Origin of the sequence: Stomatohabitans albus (assembly GCF_036336025.1) — a bacterium.
In the GTDB taxonomy this organism is placed as follows: domain Bacteria; phylum Actinomycetota; class Nitriliruptoria; order Euzebyales; family Euzebyaceae; genus Stomatohabitans; species Stomatohabitans albus.
On record NZ_JAYKKE010000002.1, the window covers coordinates 414196 to 435662 of the forward strand.

Here is a 21467-nt window from a genome sequence, read left to right on the forward strand (position 1 = left end):
GGTTGGACAGGCAAGATGGCCCAATGCCTTCTCCGGACCTGATCGGTAGACGCTTCGCCCAAGCTCAAACAACCTATGGGTTACATGCTCATGTTCAGGCACGAGTGGCAGATCGCCTTATCGCCTTACTGAATGAAACGATCGGCCATATTCATGGTTCTGCGATTGACATAGGTTGTGGTACGGGATTACTTACCCGTCGTGTTCACGCCAACCACACCATCACACAGTGGGCACTGAATGACTTGTATTCGCCGCCTGAAGCATTGGTTCGTGACCTCGCACCCACCCCCACGACGTCACTCATCGGGGATGCCCAAACCCTTGATCTTGGCGGCCCTTATGCCTTGATGTGTGCAGGTTCGAGTGTGCACTGGTTCGCCAGTCCCCAGTCCTTCTGTACTCGTGTACCAGATCTATTAACAAATGGTGGCGTATTTGCCATGGTTACCTATGGCCCCGGCAATCTTAAAGAAGTCGCAGCGCTCACCGATCATGGGCTACACTATCCGGCTCTAAGTGAATGGGTTGGATGGTTAACCACCGCTGGTATGACGATCACCGCTGTTGAACAAGGTGAAGAAATTGAGCTCTTCGATACGCCCTTAGATGCGTTGAAATCCTTGAAAGCAACGGGTGTGACCGCCACAGGTGGAACATCCATACGTACGCCGAGTGCTCTTCGCCGCTTAGACGAACAATGGCGTGAACACTATTCCACCCCCGATGGTCAAGTAACGTTGAGCTGGAGACCTGTGTGGCTGATCGCAACGAATCAAAACCCCCAAGTTGGACGCATGAAGTAAAGCGCATCATTGCGCTCGGTGTCCCTATTGGGATGAGTGCGCTTACCGAGCCGGTACTCACCATGACCGATACCTTTGTAGCCGGACAAATTGGGACTGCCGAGTTAGGGGCTATGGGCTTGGCAGGCACATTGGTTGGGTCCATCAGCTGGATGTTCTTTTTCCTTACGGCATGGAGTACCACCGCCGTTGCGCGTGCATTTGGTCGTAACGATATGCGCACCGCGAATCGAGCGACCATCTATGCCCTGGTCGTTTCTCAGATCATTGCCCTGGGGTTGGTCATGCTGTACTGGTTTGGGGGAGGGCTACTCATTCACCTCACCGGCGCCGTTGATGCGCTCCAGCCCCTTGCCGTTGACTACGTTCGTTTACGCGCCTTTGGTATGCCCTTTTTGATGATTTCATTTGTGTGGTGGGGTGCGTATCGCGGTGTCAACGCCAATGTGCCAGTTCTCATTGTCAGCATTGCCATTGCGATCTTGAATCTCCCCATATCAATGGGGTTGGCCCTGGGGTTGGGGTGGGGGCTCAAAGGGGTCGCTATTGGTACAGATATTGTCGAATGTATTGAGAGCCTCTTATTAATTACCTACGCCTATAGGTATTTAGGGGTTCGTATTCCCCGAAAATCAAAGTGGTACCCCTCTCGTTTGGAACTCAAATCCATGCTTGGGTCTGTTTCCAACCTGTTCGTACGGAGCCTCTTTTTGGCCGGACAATATATGGTCATGGCAGCAGTTGCGGGCCGGCTAGGCGTAGTCGCTGCAGCAGCCCACCAGATCTTGATGCAAGTTCGTACCATTCAAAACGTCATCCTCGATTCTTTTGCCCATGCCTCCCAAGCCCTTGTTGCCCAGTCACTTGATACGGCTACCGTCCGAGAACGCCGAGTTCTGATGCGTACCGCATCTGGTCTCGGTGCCGTTTTCGGGTTGGTCCTCATACCGGTCATGATGCTTGTGCGCTACCCATTAATCGGACTCTTCACAACCGATCCAGCGGTCGTTGCCCTCACCGCACTGGTTTGGATCGTTCCTGTGTTTAGCGCGGCATTTGATGGGTTAACGTTTGTAGGTGACGGCATTGTGATGGGCTATGAGCGGTGGAAAGTACTCACGGCCAGCGCCATTATCGGTTGTTCTATCGCCATCGGGGTTGGCCTGGTTGTGGTATCCGCTCAAGCTCATCTGATTGTGTTATGGATCGCTGTTGAGGTCGCAATCGTTATTCGAGGAATAGTGCTTTGGGTAGGGATGCGAATGGCCGATAAAAAGGAAGCGCAACAAATAGACCCTTCGTAGCGTCTTACACCGTTAGGGCCATATCAGGGTACGAAAGGAGCGGTGATGGACATCCCTCGCCTACGAACGACAACAGCTCCTGCCCCGGTACAAGAACCAACCGTGACTGACTATTTGCCTACTCGCCGTGAGGAAGGGGAGGGCCGACATCATCACGGTCAACAGGATCGGGGTAATCGCTCACCAAGCCAACCACAGGAACGGGCTGGCAGCGACGAACCTCAAACCATCCCAAACGGTACCTTTTTGAATTCATTAGACAGTTTGGAGCCACTTTTTGAGCGCTACCAAATGCGTATCCCACATCTGGTGAGTCATTTAGCAATGGACCAACGTCATTTGCTGGGAGCCTTATACACAAATGCTGAGGCACATGGGTATGACCTCGCCCGTATTGATGCCTTGGCAAAGCGTTTCGCCCAAGAACGGTGTCGATATGCCGAGCGCACTATTCCCAATCCGGTTGACGCCGCCGGGCTGGTTATTGATACCCAGGCTTAAGGCCTCTCATAGATAAGCCGTCATTATGATTACATCACACTTAGACAACCCTGATAGAGGAGTACTCCGTTGAATTGGCGCATTCCCATGGCTGCCCTTGCGGTCTCAAGTGCTTTAACCGCAACCCAAGCCTCGGCGTGGATGCCCGCCGATGATCATGGCTCCTTTTCCATTGTCAACGGTCAAGATGAAGATCCCTTGACCTATCCTGAAGTTGTTGCAATCTCGGTGCCATTGATGAGTGGGGGAGGTGCCACAGAAGACTGTGGTGGCACCGTTATTAATGATCGTTGGATCTTGAGTGCAGCCCATTGTTTTCACGATTGGAATTCGAATTTCCCCGTCACCGTGAGGGTACAAACTGCCTTTAGCCAAGCTGCTTCTGGTGATGTCTATGCCCGTCCAATTGTGAGTAGCTCCGTATTCGCCCATCCTCAGTTTGCTGACGATTTCAATGCTGGTGGCCCAACACGCGGGAAATACGATGTTGCCCTCGTCCGTCTGAGTGAACCAATCTCGTCAACAACACCGATCGACCCCAACACCCTCCAAGTGCATCCACGACGCGACGCCAACCCGGTGTTAAAAACGGTTACCTTGGACCGTGCCGGAGCAGATATACCGCGCTCAGGTAACGGTATCGTCGTTGGTCGCGGTGCAAAGTCATGGGTTCCCGGTAACGCCTACGTTGGTATACCCGGTCACTATGATTCGGTAAACACGCAGCTTCGGAGTGCTCAAATCCCGGTCCAGTCAGGATGCCGTTCGGACTACCACGTTTGTGCTGGTAACCGGATTGACGAGAAAACCCTTCAAGATCTCCCTGAACAGGAACGGCATCTCGACACCAAACATCGACTCCCATCAAGCTGTGTTGGTGATAGTGGCGGACCATTATTTATCACCGCACCGGATGGCACTCACACACAGGTCGGCATTATCAGTCATGGCCGATTCAACAATGCCGCCCAAACATTCTGGAGTAACGATACCTGTGGGCGTGTTGCCACATGGTTCACGTCAATCGCTTACGTACGCCCATGGATTGATGCGGTTATTGCAGCCAATCCAAGTACCCCCGCAGACCTTCCTCAAGTTTCCTTGAAGGTGCCACCCTATAGCGATACGACACCTGCACCTACACCACCAGGAGCAGGGTCACCGCCACCGCCAAGTCAATCTTTGCCACCGGGTGGCGCGGCTCCCGACGCACCAGGTAGCGAGCCCAACACGCCACCGCCAACACCCGATCCAAGTGAACCGGAACGGCCGTTGGGTATCGTTCCTACCTATCCCGATGACCCCCCATTGCTTAAACAACTTCCGCAGCTTCGTAACGGCGATGTTACCTGGCCAATCGCAGAAACAACCCAAGAGGATGGTTCCGTGCTGTCCGTCGGGGTCGCACGCCTCCGTGCAGCTTCAGAACGTATTGCCGTCCGGAATGAATTGGGTGGGCGCAAAACTGCACTCTTAGCGAGCGAGCAGACAATGGCCGACGCCTTAGCCAGTGGCGTATTACAACGCAATACAACATTGTTTTTGACCGACCCAACCGAACTTGAGCCACTTGTTGCCAAAGAACTCGCCCATCAGGCCTTTACTGATGTATGGATCCTTGGCGGGGAACAAGCAATTGCACCTGGGGTTGAACGAGCTCTGTCCAATCTTGGCTATCACACACAACGGATTGCTGGTGAAGACCGCACCCAAACGGCAATCGAAATCGCGAACCAAGCCGTTGCCCTCCAAGCAAATACACCCAAAGGCCGGTTCCTATCACGGGCGTATGGTGATAAGGGGGACGAGACTCGCTCCTGGGCTGACGCAATTGCCCTTGGTGCGTTGTCCGCAAGGATGGGGAAACCCATTTTGCTTTCACCTCAAAACGCGATCACTGAGAATGTTGCGAATCGCTTAACCGAGGGTGTGCCAGTCACTCTGGTTGGTGGACCGAATGCCTTAGCACCTGAAGTTGAAATCCTGGCTGCAACATTGACCGGTATTCCAACGGCACGCATTGCGGGTGAAAACCGTGCTGGAACAGCTGGCGCCATTGCCACAAACTTCACCAAGCCAACCCATGCTTACATTATTGATGGCCAACAGCACCAGGCCTGGCAGTTAGGCTTCAGCCTTGCAGGATTGGCAGGGGAGAACAACGCCCCAATTTTGCTCGTCGCGGGCAAGACCGTCCCCCCAGAAACCCGTGAGACAATCACCAAGCTCGGCATCAACAACCTCTTTTGTTTTGCCGACCAAGTCGTGTGTCGTCAACTGCAACCGTAATTGAGCAAGCTGCCCAACAATGACGGCGTAGATAAGCACTAGACTGCCGTCACCCAAGTGAGGGTTAAGAACGGCACGCTGATGCCGATGTCTAGGCGATGGCTCGGCTCAGCGCGCCTCAGGTTTTGGGTCACGATAGCCACGAACAATTCATGGAAGGACGATTCGTGTTTAAACGCACTGTGATAGCGGCAGCATTTGCCACCTGTGCCGCATTAACTGGTCTGGGGATTCCGGCCATAGCGGCACCTCAGGAAACCGCTGATTTTAGTATTGTGAATGGGCAGGACCAGGCAGCAACGGACTATCCAGAGGTTGTCTACCTTTCAATCCCTATTGGGGATTCCTCTGTAGCGGCTTGTGGCGGAACCATCATTGATGACCACTGGATTCTTACGGCAGCACACTGCCTTGCCGACAGTGACCCCAATGCCACGGTCACCGTTACCGCATTTACCCCCTATGGGAAAGCCGAAGACGGTCGCACGTACGGAACGCGGCACACCTCCAAGCGGTTCTTCATCCACCCCAAATTCAAAGAGAACTTTGAATCACGGGAGATTACTCGCGGCAAATATGACGTTGCGCTTGTCGAGCTAGAGAACAATATCTCAACCGGATATCCAATGAATCCCAAAACGAGGGAGCGGTTAAATCGGTTCCCCGATGTTGAGTTGGCCGTACCCACCGTCACGTTGGCCCGTGCCGGGGAAGAACTGCCACGCCAAGGCACTGCGCGTGTTGTTGGTCGAGGGGCGTCTTGGTGGGAAAGTATCAATGCACCAGGTGTAATGAACGCCGGTCGGTACCGTGCGAACCCTGACCTTCTCGAAAGTGCTGAGGTCCCTGTCCTCAACTGTCCACTAGATACGCTCATTTGTGCTGAGCAGCAGATCGACATTAACCGTCTCAACGGTATCCCAGAATCAGAACGTCATCACCGCACGAATCACCGTCACCCTGCCAGCTGTGTTGGTGACAGCGGGGGACCACTGTTTGTGACTGAACACGGTCAGCGCCGTCAGGTTGGTATCGTCAGCCACTCACGCTACACACCCCAAATCCATAATTTCTGGGGTGACGATATTTGTGGTCGCGTAGGCACGATGTATTCGTCTGTGTCCTATGTTCGTCCATGGGTTGAACATGTGATGCATGCCAACTTGGCACCGGGGGCTCCTGCACCTCACATCTATTTACAGACGCCACCGTATGCTGCACCTAACAGTGGTAACCAGCAAGGCCCTGTGCAGCCACCTGCATCAGAACATCCTAAACCTGATCAGCCCGTTCCCCCGGCGCCAGCACCAGTACCGGTACCAGACGCACCCGCACCACCGACACCTGCACCAGATGCACCCAAGGCTCCAGAGACCCTGCCTAGCCGCCCCGGTGATCCTGCACTGCTTAAGAACGTACCGGTACCGTCAGATGGGCCGATGCGTTGGACGCTACCAAAAACTCAAGGACCAGCTGGTTCTGAGCTTGCCGCAGGGGTGAACCGGTTACGGGCTGCATTTAAGGATTTGCCGAAGTCAACGGAACCGTCAGCAAAACGAATTGCGTTGTTGGCGAGTGAAACGAAGATGGCCGATGCGTTGGCCAGTGGGGTATTGCAAAATAATGCGTCCTTGTACCTCACCAGTCCAGACAAGTTAGAACCCTTCATCTTGAATGAAATCAAGGCCATGGGCATCCATGAAGTCTGGTTACTGGGTGGCCCTATGGCATTGAGTCCTGCGGTTGAACAGGCGTTGCAGGCCAATGGATTAACCACCCGTCGTATCGCCGGTTCTGACCGTACCCAAACGGCTGTCGAAATTGCGAAAGCACAGGCAACCCGCACATCAAGGATGGAAAAGGATCGATTTATCGCACGTGCATTCGGTGATCAAGGCGACGAAACGCGTTCTTGGGCTGATTCCATTGCCTTGGGTGGTTTAGCTGCAAAAACCGGACGGCCGATCTTGTTAACGCAAACGGATAAATTATCTGCCAGCATGTTGAGCCAGTTGACCCTTGGCGTTCAGGCAACAGTTGTTGGTGGCCATGCGGCTGTAAACCCTTCGGTTGCTGACACGATTGCAACGGTGACGGGTTCAACAGTCAATCGTATTGCTGGTGCAAACCGTGCCGATACAGCCGGCCAGATTGCCCACAAGTTCCAAACTCCTCAGCGTGCCATTGTCATTGACGGTCAAGGTGAAAACGCCTGGCAGTTGGGGTTCAGCTTGGCTGGGCTTTCCAATGACTTGAATGCTCCGATTCTGTTGACAGCCGGTACCACCGTGCCACCAGAAACGAAGAAGGTCCTGAAGGACCTGAATTTACAGAATGTCATTTGTATGGGTGAGCTTCAGGTATGCGAGGCGGTAGAACAAGCCAGCAACCAGTAAGCCATACAGAGGCGATCTAGCCAGCAGTAAACCAATGTGGGTGTTGTCCGAGGAACGTCTCGGCACACCCACATTGGTTGTTGCCTATCGCGTCGATCAGAGCCAATTGCGACGCTTGAATAAGAAATACAATCCAAGGCTCAAGGCAAACATCAATATGAGCGCCATAGGGTATCCATAAGCCCAATCTAATTCGGGCATATGCGTGAAGTTCATCCCATAAATGCCACTTACGACCGTGGGTACAACCAACATGGCCGCCCAGCTGGATACCCGTTTCATATCTTCGTTTTGGCGTTCAGCAACCAACGTGGCATTAACCGTCAAAATCTGATTGAGCAAGTCGCGGTTACTCGCCATCCGTGAGTTCACGCGTAAGAGGTGGTCTTGTACGTCTTCGAGATAGGCCTGAAGCTCTTCAGGAACGGTGTACTTATCAAAGCCTCCGCTCAGGTCATCAAGCACCTCAACCAGGGGATGGGCTGCATGTTGGAAGTCGATCACTTCTCGATAGAGGCGATAAATACGTTCAGGTGCATCGGGGTCACCGCTAAATACCTGGCGTTCAATCTGTTCCACGTCGTTGCTAATGCCGTAGAGCACGGGGAAGTAGGTATCGACGACCGCATCAATAATCGCATACAGCAATGCTTCTGGTCCATGTTGTAAGAGTTCATGGTCAGGCCGAAATGCACGGGTAAACCGCTGATTGGCTCCACCATGCAGCCCTTGGCGAGCAAGGACAATCAAATTACGATGCATGACGACGTGGTATTCACCCACCACGATGTCTTCATCGATGTCAACATACCCTGCGGGTCGAACGACAAGAAACAAGGCTTCACCGTGGCGTTCTACCTTGCTGCGTTGGCGCGCCATGGTGAGGTCTTCAACCATCACCGGGTGCCAATCCATGGACTCAATCAGTTCCTCGAGATCAGCTTCATCGGGCTGGTCGAAGCTCAATAACCCAATCATATTGGGATTGGCGTCCAGGTCGGCTAGCAACTGTGTAACTGTATAGTCCTCAGGTGCCCCTTGTGGTAACCCATCAACAACCAGGGTGACCGATGGGTTCGTTCTCTGAAGTGGACGTCCACTGTCTGAGGGCTGTATCGGCGCAGAAGGCCAGATATCAGTCTTTGCCATCGAAATCACCTCCTGAAACGTCAAACGTACGAGAGTCTAGCGAACAAGACCAACGGAACCGAACTCTTCCCGCAAATATCCATAAGTTTACATAATATATATTATGTGCGTTTTTTGAATCTTCCGTTTCTTTTCCTTCTACCGTGGTGCCGTAACCGCTAAGCTGCCTATGTGCCTGAACTCATTGAAGACCTTACAGCAATTCCGAATGTCTTAGTTATTACGAGTCGTCCCCTTTCTGCATTTACCACTATTGGGGTCGGCGGTATGCCGCGTGCCATTGTGCGCACTAATACGAACGCAGCCGCTAAGCAGGTGCTTGATTATTTAGATCATATGGATATTCCAAGCCTGGTCCTTGGTGGTGGGTCCAACCTCGTGATTGACGATGGCGACTTGGATGTTGTTGCGGTCCAATTGCCTGGCTCTGGGGTTCGCGCTGGTGATGCACGCTATACCGATCACGTCACAATTGATCCAAAGTCTGGCGCCATTACATCTGATGCGGGTATCACCTGGGATGACCTCGTCCAGAGCGCCATTGGGCTTGGACTTGGTGGGTTGGAATGCCTATCAGGTATCCCTGGGTCTGTTGGAGCGACCCCCGTACAGAATGTGGGTGCCTATGGGGTCGAAATCGCCCATATCTTAAACGCAGTACTCGTCTACGATCGGCAAACTAAAGCAGCCCAATGGATTGAACCAGAACAACTGGACTTGGGATACCGAACATCCAATTTAAAGTTTCAAGACCGTCGCATTGTCTTTGCGGTTCAACTACGCGGAAATCCTGATGGGCTGAGCGCCCCGTTGCGCTACACCGAATTACTACGCATGTGTGATGCACGCGAAGGTGAACGTCGCCCGAGTGCAAAAGTACGAACAGCGGTCCTTGCCCAGCGGCGTGCAAAAGGCATGGTCTATGACCCTCACGATGTAGACACGGCAAGTGCCGGGTCGTTTTTTACCAACCCCGTTGTACCTGATCTTCGTCCAGTCATTGAGCGGGTGCGATTTGCCTGTGGTGATGATGTTGCCGAGCGTATTCCGGTTCATCCAGTTGCCAATGGATACAAACTCTCTGCAGCCTGGCTAATCGAACGTGCTGGATTCAAAAAAGGCTGGCCTGAAAACGGGGTAGCCACCCTCAGCACCAAGCACTCCCTTGCCATCACCAACCGTGGGCGAGCAACAACCAACGATGTTTGGAACTTGGCTAATCAGATTATGGAAGAGGTTGAGCGCACGTTTGGCATTCGATTGCATCCTGAGCCCGTGGCTTATCCCCCGCGTCCACGCCCGTCGTCTTAGGTGAACAGACTTGAGACCAACCAGATCCACATGATGCAGGGGCGGCCATTGGCCGCCCCTCTAGACCGAAGTGTGCCTAGTTCTGCTTTGGCTTTATATTGACGTATTCAACGTGATCGTAGAAATCGACCTTGAAATCATCAACATTGTCACTGATACCCGAGAACTTCTTTGAGTACACGATAGGAATCAATGGCATATCTTCCAAAACAAGGTCATCAGCTTGCTGATAGAACTTCACTGCTTCCTCACGGGTTGCAGCTTCGTTCCCCTGCTTAATGAGGTTATCAAATTCAGGGTTGGAATAGCCCGTGTAGTTCGATGATCCGTCCGTCCCAAGAATTGGTGCCAAATAGTTATCCATGGATGGGTAGTCGGCGGACCAACCCAAGCGATATGGGCCACTCACGTTCTTTTCTTCGAGCTTGTTCAAAAACTCCGCGAAAATCATGGACTGGAACTTCACTTCTGAGATACCCAGATTCTGCTTCCAGCTATTGGCAATGGCCTCAATCCATTCTTCGTGACCAGCACCGCTGTTAAACCAAACTTCAAGGGTACCGTCATAGCCGCCAGCCTCTTCAAAGAGCTGCTTGGCCCGTTCAGGATCATAGGTGCAGTAGGTACAGGCCCCTTCGCGGTATCCGTCAATAGGTTGGGCAACGTAGTCATCTGCAGGGGTACGGGTGTCATTCCATACCGCCTTATTCAAGGCATCACGGTCAATGGCCAAGGAAAGAGCCTGACGGATGCGCTTATCTTTCAACCCTTCAACATTAACTGGTACACCAAGGAACCCGAATGTCGATGAAGGTGTTACGACAAGATTCTCTCCCAAGTCAGATTCAAAGGAAGCTTGTTGTTCCGGCGGTAGGTCTTCAACAACGTCTAAGTTGCCGGCGCGCAATTCGTTATAGGCCGTGCCAATATCAGAATAAATCTGGAAATTCAACGTAGAGAAGCTTGGCTTCGTCCCAGGGTAATCAGCGTTTACCACGGCGGTAATGCTCTGGTTGTGCTTCCACTCCCCATCCATCTTGAATGGACCATTACCGATGGGGGCTTCGTTATACGCCTTTACATCATCAGCACCAGCCTTGGGCATGGGATAAAACGCGGTATACGCCAAGGAAGAAATAAATGGGGAGAACGGTGCACTTAATGTAACTTCAAGGGTCTTGTCATCAACGGCTTTCAGCCCCGACAACTCTGTTGCTGCCTTGTCTTGCACCTCTTGATACCCGGCAATTTTGTCGTAGAACGCTGAGTTATTCTGCGCATTGTCTGGATTGGCACCATAGTTCCATGCCCGGACATAGGCTTCCGCATCAAGCTTTTCACCGTTGTGGAATGTAAACCCGTCTTTTAACGTAATTGTGTAGACAAGCTTGTCATCACTGAGCTTGATGTCCTTGGCGACAGTGTCAGGCTGGTTATCACCGAAGACTGGCTTCTTGTCTTCGTCGATACGCACGAGTGGTGTGAAAAGGGCTGAAAGAATCTCACTCCCACAGCTTTCATTTGTATTGCTTGGCACCAGAACCTGAGGTTCACAGGCGTACACATTCAAGGTGCCACCCGTCTCCCCTGTAGCTACTTCAGAGCTGGAATTAGAGGATGATCCGGCGTCAGATGCGCCCTCGGAACTTCCTCCAGATGGGTTGCTTGAGCAGCCAGCAGCCAACATGGCTAATGACAGCAACAATGCAGAACTCAGACGGAATTTGGACATTACGTTTCTCCTTAACGTAAGGCAATATCAACACAACTACTCATACAAAACGCACGAGGAGCTCTCCGGGCATCGTTGACCGAACGCTTGCATCACAAACCTGTGAATAACAACGCAAAGGAGAATATATATCAATAGGACAGGAATAAACAAATCCACTAGCCTTTATCAGCCAAATAGTGGACTAATTTCCTTGCCGATCAGCCATCCATAATGTATAAGCCCTATACATAAACGGCTGTGTACGCATTGGGCACAGCCGTTCGTTCATATGGTGGGATTAGTTTACGTTGAGTGCTTCACCAAGTGGACCAAGCGTGTTACCAATTGCGCGGCAAACCGGATCAGAAGCCGTCAGACAGTTTGTGACCGTTGTTTGGGCGTTTTGGATGGCTGACGCGGCATTCAGCCATTTGGCTTGACGATCTTCAGCACCCTCAGGCACATTCGTTTCTTTCACAATCGTCGTTTGCTCAGTAATCGTACGGAATGCCTCTTCGCTAACTGAACGCAATTGTTCTTCATCAATCGCACCGTTATTGAATTGCGTAACCCCATTGGAAATATTCGTCAGCTCGCCAGCAACAACATTGGCACGCTCTTGGAGGAACAGGTCATATTCGGCAACCGTTTGTGGGCCTTCCGGCGTTGGGGTAGCTTCAGGTGTTACCGAGGCAACCGCAGTCGCATCAGCGCTGGCACTCGCACTCTCTGATGGCGTGGTCTTTCCGCCTTGTCCAAGCAAACTACACCCACTCAGGGCGACCATAGCAACGAGTGAAGCGATTATTGGCATGCGATTGCGCATTGGGGTTCCTCCAGCGTCAGACTGCCGACAACGGTAGTTCATTCGACTAGCTTTGCGCATATCTTCTTGATGAAAAGTAGTTAAAAGGTGTGCATTGCCTTGAACTAATGTCCAGGAATGCCATAACACCAAGCCAAGGAATATCGTGTTGATATGGACAATGTGACGGGAACACCTGAGGAACCACGTCCACTTCGATTCGTTAACGAAAGTTTGACGGCCTATATTGACAAGCTCGGTTTTGTCTGGATTAGTGCCGAAATCACTCAATGGAATACGCGTCGTGGTGCCGTGTATGGAACCTTTGAAGAAGACGGCCACGCCTTTTCCTTTTCCATCTGGCAGGGCCGCCGTCCCGTCCTCCCTGATCCGTTGCCTAAGGTAGGTGATCAGGTTGTTGCCAAGGTCACTCCGACATTTTGGACTAAACGCGGTCAAATACAACTCGACGTTGTTGAGGTGCGCCAAGCCGGTATCGGTCAACTCATTGTTCAAATTGAAGAGCGGCGTCAACGCCTTGCCCAAGAAGGCCTATTTGACCCTGATCGGAAGCGTACCTGGCCCCTACTCCCCCAAAAGATTGGGCTCGTGGTTGGTGTTCAAACGATGGCTGAACAAGATGTCAAGCGAAATGCCCTTGCACGATGGCCAGGAGCAACCTTTGAGGTGGTAAATACTCCTGTCCAAGGTGCTGACTGTGCTCCACAGGTGATTCAGGCCCTCGAACGGCTTGAGGCTGATCCGGCCGTAGAGGTGATCATCGTGGCCCGAGGTGGTGGTGATTATCGTGACTTGGTGGGATTCAGTGATGAATCCCTCGTGCGATTTGTGGCGGATATGACAACGCCTGTTATTAGCGCCATTGGCCATGAACCAGACCACCCCATCCTTGATGATGTTGCTGACTACCGCGCCTCAACTCCCACAGGGGCTGGACAAGTTGTTGTCCTTGATGCCATACGCGAATATGAGGAAATTCAGCGCCAACGCCGCTATCTCCATCAAACAGTGCATCAATTCCTCGACCATGAACACGAACGGATCCAGACGTTGCGTACACATATTGCACGTCCAGATGCACTCGTAGCACAGTGGCATGAGCAGATAGCACATCTTCGTGAACAATTAGCGCACATCGTGTTGCGTAACCTTGATCTTCATCGTGCCAATATCGCAACGCTCCGAGCTACGTTAGACGCGATATCTCCTAACCAAGTATTAGAACGGGGATATGCCCTTGCGATGGTAAACGGTGACGTTATTTCTTCGATAGACCAAGCGCCCATAGGCACTCAATTGACTGTCCGGCTCCGCGACGGCTCACTCCATAGTGCAGTCCTCGCAACGGTACCCACACCCCCACTGGAATCGCACACCACACCTGGAGACCAAGATGACTGAAGGATCGTTCGACGATATTGCCGATATGCCCTATGAAACGGCACGCGACGAACTCGCTGAACTGGTTGAACAAATGCAGCGAGGTACGATGCCGCTCGACCTCACCGTTCGGTTATGGGAACGTGGAGAAGCCCTGGCTCAACATTGTGAAACCCTTCTTCTCGCCGCGACAGAACGCATCCGTGGTGAGGAGCCTGATGAAACTGATGAAAAAGAACCGTTCTAGGCACTTCGTTTCTTGAACACGATTGAGTAGGCTGACGCACGTGAATGATGCCCAGTATTTAACACAAGTAACACCAGAGGCCCCTGTCGCTCGCCGCGACCTGGTTACCCGATGGGTGGATGGGTTTGCCGTTGCCAATGTGATCATCCAGTTCCTGGTCGTTGTGGCCCATGCAATCGTTCGTGTGGCAAAAGCGGGGCTTATTGAGCAGGGAGTCAACTGCTATGCCTGGCCAGATTGCGAACCGAATGCGCACGATCTGCCCTTTGCCGGCTACTACACCACCATAGATACTGCGCAGTGGGTGTTATTGCTTCTTGCCATTGTGAGTGCAGTTGGACTTATTGCGCTGACGTTACGAACACTGCCTACGAAGCGGCGCCCCCATCGCATACACACCTTTGCAGCGTTGCCGCTTGCTGGGGTCATCGTCCAAGCCATCCTTGGGTTGTGTGCAGCGATCTTCCCTGCCATTCAATGGCTGAATGTGGCACATACCGCCTGGTCATTTGTACTGATTGCACTCACCACTTGGCTTGTTATTCGCCTCGGTCGCCCTGATGTTCCCCTGCGTCCGGCAACGGGGTGGTCAAGTCGGCTCATTGTTTGGGGGGTTGCCATCTTGGCAATCGTTGCGATCGGGAGTGGTGTGCTGCTTATTGACGCCAATGACGCCCACATTCAGGCATTACCGTTCGCCGATTCCATCAATGTGGCCACACTGACTCACGCCTATGTCGGGGATCTCGTCATCCTCACCGCAGCAGTGGTTGGGAGTACTGTGTGGATATACCGTTCTCCCAAACGCATTCTTCAACCCGGTCGTCGGGTGTGGGCAGTACTTGTCGGCCTGTTGGGGGTAGACCTGCTCATCATCTTGGTCCAGGTATTCATTGCGCTATCGCCCATTGTTCACGTGCTCCATGTCATCCTAGGGGCACTCAGTGTGGTCACGCTTATGACAGCCGTCAGCTATTTATATCCACGCATTCCCGTACTGTCATTAATGACACGGGCCATGGCTGCAAAACAGCAAGCCGACGCGTCATAGACACGCAACAACCCCGACATGCGCGGGGTTCTTGATGCCTTTCATCTGCTCTGGCACTTACACCAGGCCAACACTCCGTCCACGCCGTAGCACTGCGCGAGGATGTTGGCAGACGACTACCTGTTCTCGAGGGTCTTGGGGGACAACCATCGCGTCTGCCCACTCCCCTTCTTCAAGCCCTGCATAGCCGAGCCACTTGCGGGCATGCCAACAACCGGCAGCTAACGCCTCTGTGTGGCTTAGCCCAGCCTTGGTTAACTCAACCAGTTCTTCTCCAATACGCCCATGGGTAATGGCTGATCCTGCATCGGTACCAGCAAAGAGGGGTACACCGGCTTCGTGGGCCATATGAATCGTTTGATAGCGCCGGTCATAAAGTGCTTGCATGTGCCTGGCATATGTCGGGAACTTTTCTCTCGCACTAGCCACAATTGACTCAAACGTATTGATATTAATGAGGGTTGGCACCACAGCCACCTGGTGATCGGCAACCAACCCAACAGTGGTTTCAGTCATGCCAGTGGCATGTTCAATACCGTCAATACCTCCAAGCACCAGGGGCTCAATAGAACCTTCATCAAAGGCATGGGCCGTAACCCGAGCGCCAGCTTGATGGGCTGCTTCAATCGCGGCGTTGAACTGTTCAGGTGTAAAAGTTTGCCCCAGGTCACCTGTTTCCCGGTCAATCCAGTCAGCAACCAGCTTGATCCATCCGTCTCCAGCCTTAGCTTGACGGGTGGCCTCTGCTGCCAGGTATTCAGGTTCGACCTCTACAGCAAAATCACGAAAGTACCGGCGGGTTCTCGCAATATGTTTCCCCGCTCGAATAATCTCAGGTACTCGCAAGTCATCACGCAGCCAATTCGTATCACTTGGCGCACCAGCATCACGCACTAAGGTGACACCAGCACTCAAATCTCGTTGGCCGTGAGCGAGGGCTTCATCGTCACTGACCGGTCCCTTGGCACCCAACCCGATATGGCAATGAGCATCCACAAGCCCAGGGATAACCCAACCGTCGATCGTGTGGTCAATGGAGCCGCTTGGTTTGGTATAGGTCATACGCCCATCTACCACCCAACCTTGGCCGACCACATCATCTGGTCCACGCAAGATCGGGCCACGGAGATGAATAGTGCTCATCCGTCTACCTCAACGCTATCGACGTCCACCCACGTCACTTCGGTATGCGTTGTTTCTTGTGCAGCCTGTTGACGTGCAAACTCGGCACGCAAGGCATCCTTTTCAGCATCACTGGCCACGCCTTCTCGCCGCCGGGGGCCTTCCGGCAACGCCCCAATGGGACGGCGTTTCGCGGCACGTGCAATACCATCGGCGTACACCGGGTCTACATCGGCAGTCACAATCACACCCGCCGGGCCGACCCGACGCAACACATCACCGTCCAGCGTCATGTGGTCAGTCACAATCCGCAGGACCTCTCCACTTGTGGCATCGAAATCAAAATCAGTTACCGTACCCAAATCGTTACCAATCTCACTCAGTACGCGATGCCCTAAGAGGCCTCGATCACCGTGTGCAATGAGTTCTTCTTCAGGTGTGTGAGGGGCTTTAATACGACCATGATCAGCGACCATAACGGCATCTGGTCCAATACCGGCCAAGGTTTCCCACGCAACAAGACGAGTATTTGATCCACGGCCAAAGCGCACAAAGGCAACACGGCACGTTTCAGGATCAACACCAAACCCAGATACCCTACCCAATTCAGAGGCCGTTGCGACAGCCATCACCGGCCGCTTCAATGTTTTTGTTGCCGTCACAATCTTGCGCATCGCATCTCCTCGCTATTACTGACTCAAGGCACCATCATGGGTTTGGGTTCAGATACCGACCCGATCACGGAACGCATCCACCGCCGCACCCAGTCCAACCAAATCATCACGAACAAAGTCTCGTAAATCGCTTGGCACCACAAGGTTCGTTCCACTCACACTGATTTGCGTTGGAAGCGGAATGTAACTTGCCCGACCTTCCTCAGTGTGAATGCGATACCCCACTACCGTGCCATCTCCACCAACCATCACCACCAGGTCTACAACGCGCCCAAGATGCACACCGTCGGTTGTCATCACATTGGCACCAATCACATTGGATTGTTCTGGGTGGTCCAGATCTGGCAGCGGGTGTGTACTCGGTTCAACCAAGGCAGTGTCATCAGCAATCATGACCGCATCACGCCCGATAGCCGATACTTGGTCAACGGGTACGTACGTCCTAAGCTTGCGCCCAAAGAACCCGGTGTCTGATAACGAAAAGGCCATCAATGCCCCTTCATACGGGTGATACAAAATCTCACGAACCGTGCCATGCACCTGTGACGTAGCAAGATCTACAACAGGGAGGCCCACGATACGAGTTGCGGTCATCAATTGACTCATCGCTTGTCCTTTACCGACACATCAAAGAGATTGACGTCGTTAAAGCTGAATATCTGGGTATAAGGGGTACTTGGTCAAGAGGGCTGCGGACCGGTCAGCGAGCTGTTCGGCTGTTGCATCATCAAAGATAAATTTGGCTGGGCTATCACCCGGCGTCGCGGCACGCAATGCCGTGTCAATGATGTCTGCCACCTCTGCCATATCGGCTTCGTGCATACCCAGGGAGGTAACCGCCGGTGTACCCAGGCGAACACCTGAGGTGTACCAGGCACCCTGGGGGTCATTGGGGACGCTATTGCGGTTACACACCACCCCAGCTTTCAGTAACACTTGCTCGGCTTGGCGCCCATTCAGTCCATACGATGCCTGTGTATCAAGGACAAAAAGGTGGTTTTCCGTACCACCCATCGTCAATGTGGCTCCCTTAGCCGTCAGCCCGTCTGCAAGCGCCTTGGCATTCGCCACGATCTGATGGGCATAGGTTTTAAACTCTGGTTTTAACGCTTCCGCAAAGCAAATCGCTTTCGCGGCCATCACATGCGCCATTGGTCCGCCCAACACCATCGGACAGCCACGGTCCACATGGGGGGCAAACTCTTCGGTGCACAACACCAACCCACCACGTGGACCACGCAAACTCTTGTGCGTAGTGGTCGTAACAATGTCGGCATATGGAACCGGGTGGTACTCCCCAGTCAACACCCCACCAGCGACTAGCCCCGCAAAGTGGGCCATATCGACCATCAACACGGCGCCAACTTCATCGGCAATACTGCGCATCTTGGCAAAGTTGATACGGCCTGGATACGCACTAAAGCCAGCAACCAATACAAGCGGCTCAAACGCAATCACCGCTTGCCGTAGGGCGTCATAATCAATTTTTCCGGTGGATGGGTCAACACCATAGGAACGCTGATTAAACATTTTCCCGCTGATATTTGGGCGGAATCCATGCGTTAAATGCCCACCAGCATCCAAACTCATCCCCATCAGGCGCTGATTACCAAACGCTGCACGGAGGTTGTCCCAGTCGTCGTCGGTCATCGCGTTCACTTGCTTGACCCCAGCCCGTTCGAGGGCTGGCGCCTCCACGCGAGCACTCAAAATAGCCCAATACGCGACGAGGTTGGCATCAATCCCACTATGGGGTTGGCTATATGCATGCTGTGCACCAAATACGGCCTTTGCCCGTTCATTTGCACACGTTTCAACTTTGTCAACAATTTCACAGCCCGCATAGAACCTTCGGCCAGGTGTCCCTTCGGCATATTTATCGCTCAGCCAGTTCCCCATCGCCGCTAAAACCGCAGGACTTGCATAGTTTTCGCTTGCAATAAACTTCAACTGACGGCGCTGATTTTCAAGTTCTTCAACGATAAAAGCCGCAATTTCAGGGTCTTGGTCGGCGATCAAGGCTTGAGTAGCGGCAAAGGCATCGTGGGCTAAGGACATGATTAGGACTCCATTTCGACTCAGACATGGACATGGTGCCATAAAAAGCATGTATCCGTTAGTTACGATAGCGTAGGTTACTACGTCGTAGATTTTTGCGAATGCCCGAACAATCCAGAGAAAGGAAACATCAATGCGTTTCTTTCCATCAATCATCCAAGGCGGCATGGGAGTGAATATCTCCTCCTGGCAACTTGCCAATGCCTGTGCACACGCGGGTGCGATGGGGGTTGTAAGTGGCACTGCCGCAGATGCGGTGATGGTCCGTACCCTTCAACAAGGTGATAAGGGTGGTCACTGGCGGCGCGCACTCGCCCACTATCCCCTCCAGGACATCGCTGAGTTTTTAATTAAGCGCTACTTCGTTGAGGGTGGAAAAGAGAAGGACGCCCCGTACCGCCCCCATCCGATGCCGACGATTGCACCGCGTCGACACGCCGATGACTTGAGTGTGGCGGCAAATTTTGCCCAGGTGTGGCTAGCCAAGGAAGGGCACAACGGACGCATTGGCATCAACCTGTTAGAAAAGATTCAGTTTGCAACTCCTGCCGCAGTGTGGGGGGCGATGATTGGGGGCGTTGATGCGATTCTGATGGGCGCCGGTATTCCTCGCGAGATTCCCGAGCTCATACGTCGGCTTGCATCTGGTAAAGCAGGATCCGTCTCGGTGCATGTTGACAATGCCACGCAGGACTATCGAACAGTTATCGACCCCGAAGTCGTTACGCCTGGGGCGTCAGCCCAGCCACCAAAGATGATGGCCATTGTGTCAAGTGACAAATTGGCAACCTTTTTAAACCGCGACGAAACCATTCGTCCAGACGCCTTTATCTACGAGGCTCCAAATGCAGGTGGACATAGCGCACCACCGCGCGGGAAATTCAGTCTTGATGAGACTGGTGAACCGATTTATGGCAAAAAAGACCTCCCTAACTGGGATGTATTGATGGGCACCGAACTACCCGTATGGATTGCAGGGGGTATGGGAAGCCCTGAAGGACTTGCCACCGCGCAGTCACTGGGTGCCGTTGGTGTACAAGTTGGTACACCATTTGCGATGAGTAAAGAGTCTGGGCTGGCCCCTCATTTGCGTGATGAGATGATGGATAAGCTCCGGGCTTCAACCCTGTCAGTACGCAACGATATGCTCGCATCACCAACCGGATTCCCATTCAAAATTGCCAAGCGTGATGATGCTGAACGTCCACGTCTCTGTGATCTTGGGTATCTGCGTACCCCGTATGAACGTGAGAATGGTCGTATTGGGTATCGGTGTGCATCTGAACCCATTGATGAATATGTGGCCAAAGGTGGTGACATTGCTGATACTGAAGGTCGTGCGTGCCTGTGCAACGGGTTGATGGCGACAACCGGATTGGGTCAAACACGAAAAGATGGCTATGTCGAACCTCCGGTCGTCACGTTGGGGCAGGATTTATCCTCCTGTGAAGCCCTTTTGGACCGTCATCCCGATGGCTGGGAAGCCGTGGATGTCATCAACTGGATTAACGGGAAGCCAGCCGCGTATGTAGCAGCGGCATAGCAATTTAAACTGGCTGGCGATGCCCCTTGTAGCCCATTGTGATCTTCCTACCTTCATGGACCTTCGCCATCGTGGCGAAGCGGTGTTGACCCCAGCCCAGGCTGATGCGCAAGACATTCGAGAACTGCACATCGGACTCCTTAATTTGATGCCCGATGCCGCACTTATTCCCACTGAGCGCCAATTCCTATCCCTTTTAGGGAATGCCAACTCGATCGTACAAATCCATGCCCACCCCTTCACCCTCCCAGGGGTTGAGCGATCGGATGACACGCAGGCTTATATTGATACCTACTATGAATCTATTGATGACCTCAAACGTGATGGACTTGACGCACTTATCATCACAGGGGCAAATATCGGGCCTGGTCCACTCCAATCTCAGGGGTTTTGGGATCCCCTCATAGAAGTAATTTCATGGGCCTATGACCACGTAACCAGCACATTGTGTTCGTGTATGAGTTCACACGCCCTGGTCAACCATCTGTATGGGATTGAGCGCGAACGGTTAGCGTCCAAGCGTTGGGGAGTGTTTGCACATCGGGCCGTTCAACGGTCACATCCACTGCTACGTGGCATGAATACGAAGTTTGATATGCCACATTCTCGCTGGAATACCCTCACCCGTCCGTCCCTTGAACGGGCTGGCGTGCAGGTATTGGTGGAGAGCTTTTCTAACGATGTAGCCGTTGCTACAAGCCCAGACGGACTCCGTATTGTTTTTCTTCAAGGCCACCCTGAATACGACACCAATAGCCTCTTAAAAGAGTTCAAACGCGACTTGACCTTATGGGCCCAAGGGGTACCCGCCGGACTTCCACCATTCCCCGAACATTATTTAAGTCCGGAGGCCAAAACGATACTTGGTGAATACATGGATGCGGTGATCAATGCGCGTCGAAACGGTGAGCCGATACCCATTTTTCCTGAATCACAGATTACTGAGACCTTGCACAACTCTTGGGCCGATAGCGCACGCAGTCTGTTTGCAAATTGGATTGGGCTGGTCTACCAACTCACCAACGTGGAACGTGGCGTACCGTGGATGGACGGTGTTGACCCAGATAATCCATTCGCACAGTTTATTTTGCCCTAG

General features: G+C 52.8%; 18 protein-coding genes. 11 read left to right on the forward strand and 7 right to left on the reverse strand.

What is annotated here, in order from left to right; all coding sequences use genetic code 11:
• Positions 1–23: 23 nt before the first annotated feature.
• From VCU37_RS06920 to VCU37_RS06940, 5 genes are all read left to right on the forward strand, one after another.
• Positions 24–806, forward strand: a complete 783-nt coding sequence (locus tag VCU37_RS06920; protein WP_336249902.1) for a methyltransferase domain-containing protein — start codon at positions 24–26, stop codon at positions 804–806.
• Positions 758–2110 carry an MATE family efflux transporter gene (locus VCU37_RS06925; protein WP_336249903.1) on the forward strand — a complete coding sequence of 451 codons (1353 nt, stop codon included), beginning with the start codon at positions 758–760 and terminating at the stop codon, positions 2108–2110. The genes VCU37_RS06920 and VCU37_RS06925 overlap by 49 nt, the downstream gene beginning before the upstream one ends.
• Before the next feature lie 45 nt (positions 2111–2155).
• Positions 2156–2611, forward strand: coding sequence for a hypothetical protein (locus tag VCU37_RS06930; protein WP_336249904.1), 456 nt, complete (start codon positions 2156–2158; stop codon positions 2609–2611).
• 69 nt (positions 2612–2680) lie between these two features.
• Entirely contained in the window at positions 2681–4900 is a 2220-nt protein-coding gene (locus tag VCU37_RS06935; RefSeq protein WP_336249905.1) for a cell wall-binding repeat-containing protein, read from the forward strand.
• Between the two features lie 167 nt (positions 4901–5067).
• Positions 5068–7296, forward strand: coding sequence for a cell wall-binding repeat-containing protein (locus VCU37_RS06940; protein ID WP_336249906.1), 2229 nt, complete (start codon positions 5068–5070; stop codon positions 7294–7296).
• A 96-nt stretch (positions 7297–7392) separates the two neighbouring features.
• Here VCU37_RS06940 and VCU37_RS06945 read toward each other — a convergent pair whose 3' ends face one another.
• Positions 7393–8445 (reverse strand): magnesium and cobalt transport protein CorA, encoded by a 1053-nt coding sequence (locus VCU37_RS06945; protein ID WP_336249907.1) that lies wholly within the window; start codon positions 8443–8445, stop codon positions 7393–7395.
• Between the two features lie 171 nt (positions 8446–8616).
• On the opposite strand from VCU37_RS06945, the gene VCU37_RS06950 reads away from it, so the two are divergent.
• Entirely contained in the window at positions 8617–9756 is a 1140-nt protein-coding gene (locus VCU37_RS06950; protein WP_336249908.1) for a UDP-N-acetylmuramate dehydrogenase, read from the forward strand.
• 76 nt (positions 9757–9832) lie between these two features.
• Here the strand turns inward: VCU37_RS06950 and VCU37_RS06955 are convergent, their stop codons facing one another.
• Positions 9833–11488, reverse strand: coding sequence for a peptide ABC transporter substrate-binding protein (locus tag VCU37_RS06955; protein ID WP_336249909.1), 1656 nt, complete (start codon positions 11486–11488; stop codon positions 9833–9835).
• Positions 11489–11768: 280 nt separating this feature from the next.
• Positions 11769–12296, reverse strand: a complete 528-nt coding sequence (locus tag VCU37_RS06960; RefSeq protein ID WP_336249910.1) for a hypothetical protein — start codon at positions 12294–12296, stop codon at positions 11769–11771.
• A 153-nt stretch (positions 12297–12449) separates the two neighbouring features.
• Here VCU37_RS06960 and xseA point away from each other — a divergent pair, with 153 nt between their 5' ends.
• Genes xseA through VCU37_RS06975 form a run of 3 tightly spaced genes read left to right on the forward strand, consistent with a single transcriptional unit; the run spans position 12450 to position 14974 of the window.
• Entirely contained in the window at positions 12450–13697 is a 1248-nt protein-coding gene (gene xseA / locus VCU37_RS06965) for an exodeoxyribonuclease VII large subunit (RefSeq protein ID WP_336249911.1), read from the forward strand.
• Entirely contained in the window at positions 13690–13923 is a 234-nt protein-coding gene (locus tag VCU37_RS06970) for an exodeoxyribonuclease VII small subunit (RefSeq protein ID WP_336249912.1), read from the forward strand. The genes xseA and VCU37_RS06970 overlap by 8 nt, the downstream gene beginning before the upstream one ends.
• 40 nt (positions 13924–13963) lie before the next feature.
• Positions 13964–14974 carry a COX15/CtaA family protein gene (locus VCU37_RS06975; RefSeq protein ID WP_336249913.1) on the forward strand — a complete coding sequence of 337 codons (1011 nt, stop codon included), beginning with the start codon at positions 13964–13966 and terminating at the stop codon, positions 14972–14974.
• Positions 14975–15031: 57 nt separating this feature from the next.
• Here VCU37_RS06975 and VCU37_RS06980 read toward each other — a convergent pair whose 3' ends face one another.
• The 4 genes from VCU37_RS06980 to VCU37_RS06995 are packed head-to-tail and all read right to left on the reverse strand — an operon-like array spanning position 15032 to position 18828.
• A complete protein-coding gene (locus VCU37_RS06980) occupies positions 15032–16117 on the reverse strand; it encodes an amidohydrolase family protein (RefSeq protein WP_336249914.1) in 1086 nt (361 codons plus the stop codon).
• On the reverse strand, positions 16114–16770 hold the full coding sequence (locus VCU37_RS06985) for a hypothetical protein (RefSeq protein ID WP_336249915.1): 657 nt from the start codon (positions 16768–16770) through the stop codon (positions 16114–16116). Before VCU37_RS06985 ends, VCU37_RS06980 begins: the two co-directional genes overlap by 4 nt.
• Before the next feature lie 48 nt (positions 16771–16818).
• A complete protein-coding gene (locus VCU37_RS06990; protein WP_336249916.1) occupies positions 16819–17376 on the reverse strand; it encodes a PRC-barrel domain-containing protein in 558 nt (185 codons plus the stop codon).
• A 39-nt stretch (positions 17377–17415) separates the two neighbouring features.
• Entirely contained in the window at positions 17416–18828 is a 1413-nt protein-coding gene (locus tag VCU37_RS06995) for a glycine hydroxymethyltransferase (protein WP_336249917.1), read from the reverse strand.
• 133 nt (positions 18829–18961) lie between these two features.
• On the opposite strand from VCU37_RS06995, the gene VCU37_RS07000 reads away from it, so the two are divergent.
• Both VCU37_RS07000 and metA read left to right on the forward strand, forming a co-directional pair.
• Positions 18962–20371: a nitronate monooxygenase gene (locus VCU37_RS07000; RefSeq protein ID WP_336249918.1), complete on the forward strand. Its 1410-nt coding sequence runs from the start codon at positions 18962–18964 to the stop codon at positions 20369–20371.
• A gap of 19 nt (positions 20372–20390) precedes the next feature.
• On the forward strand, positions 20391–21467 hold the full coding sequence (gene metA, locus VCU37_RS07005; RefSeq protein WP_336249919.1) for a homoserine O-succinyltransferase MetA: 1077 nt from the start codon (positions 20391–20393) through the stop codon (positions 21465–21467).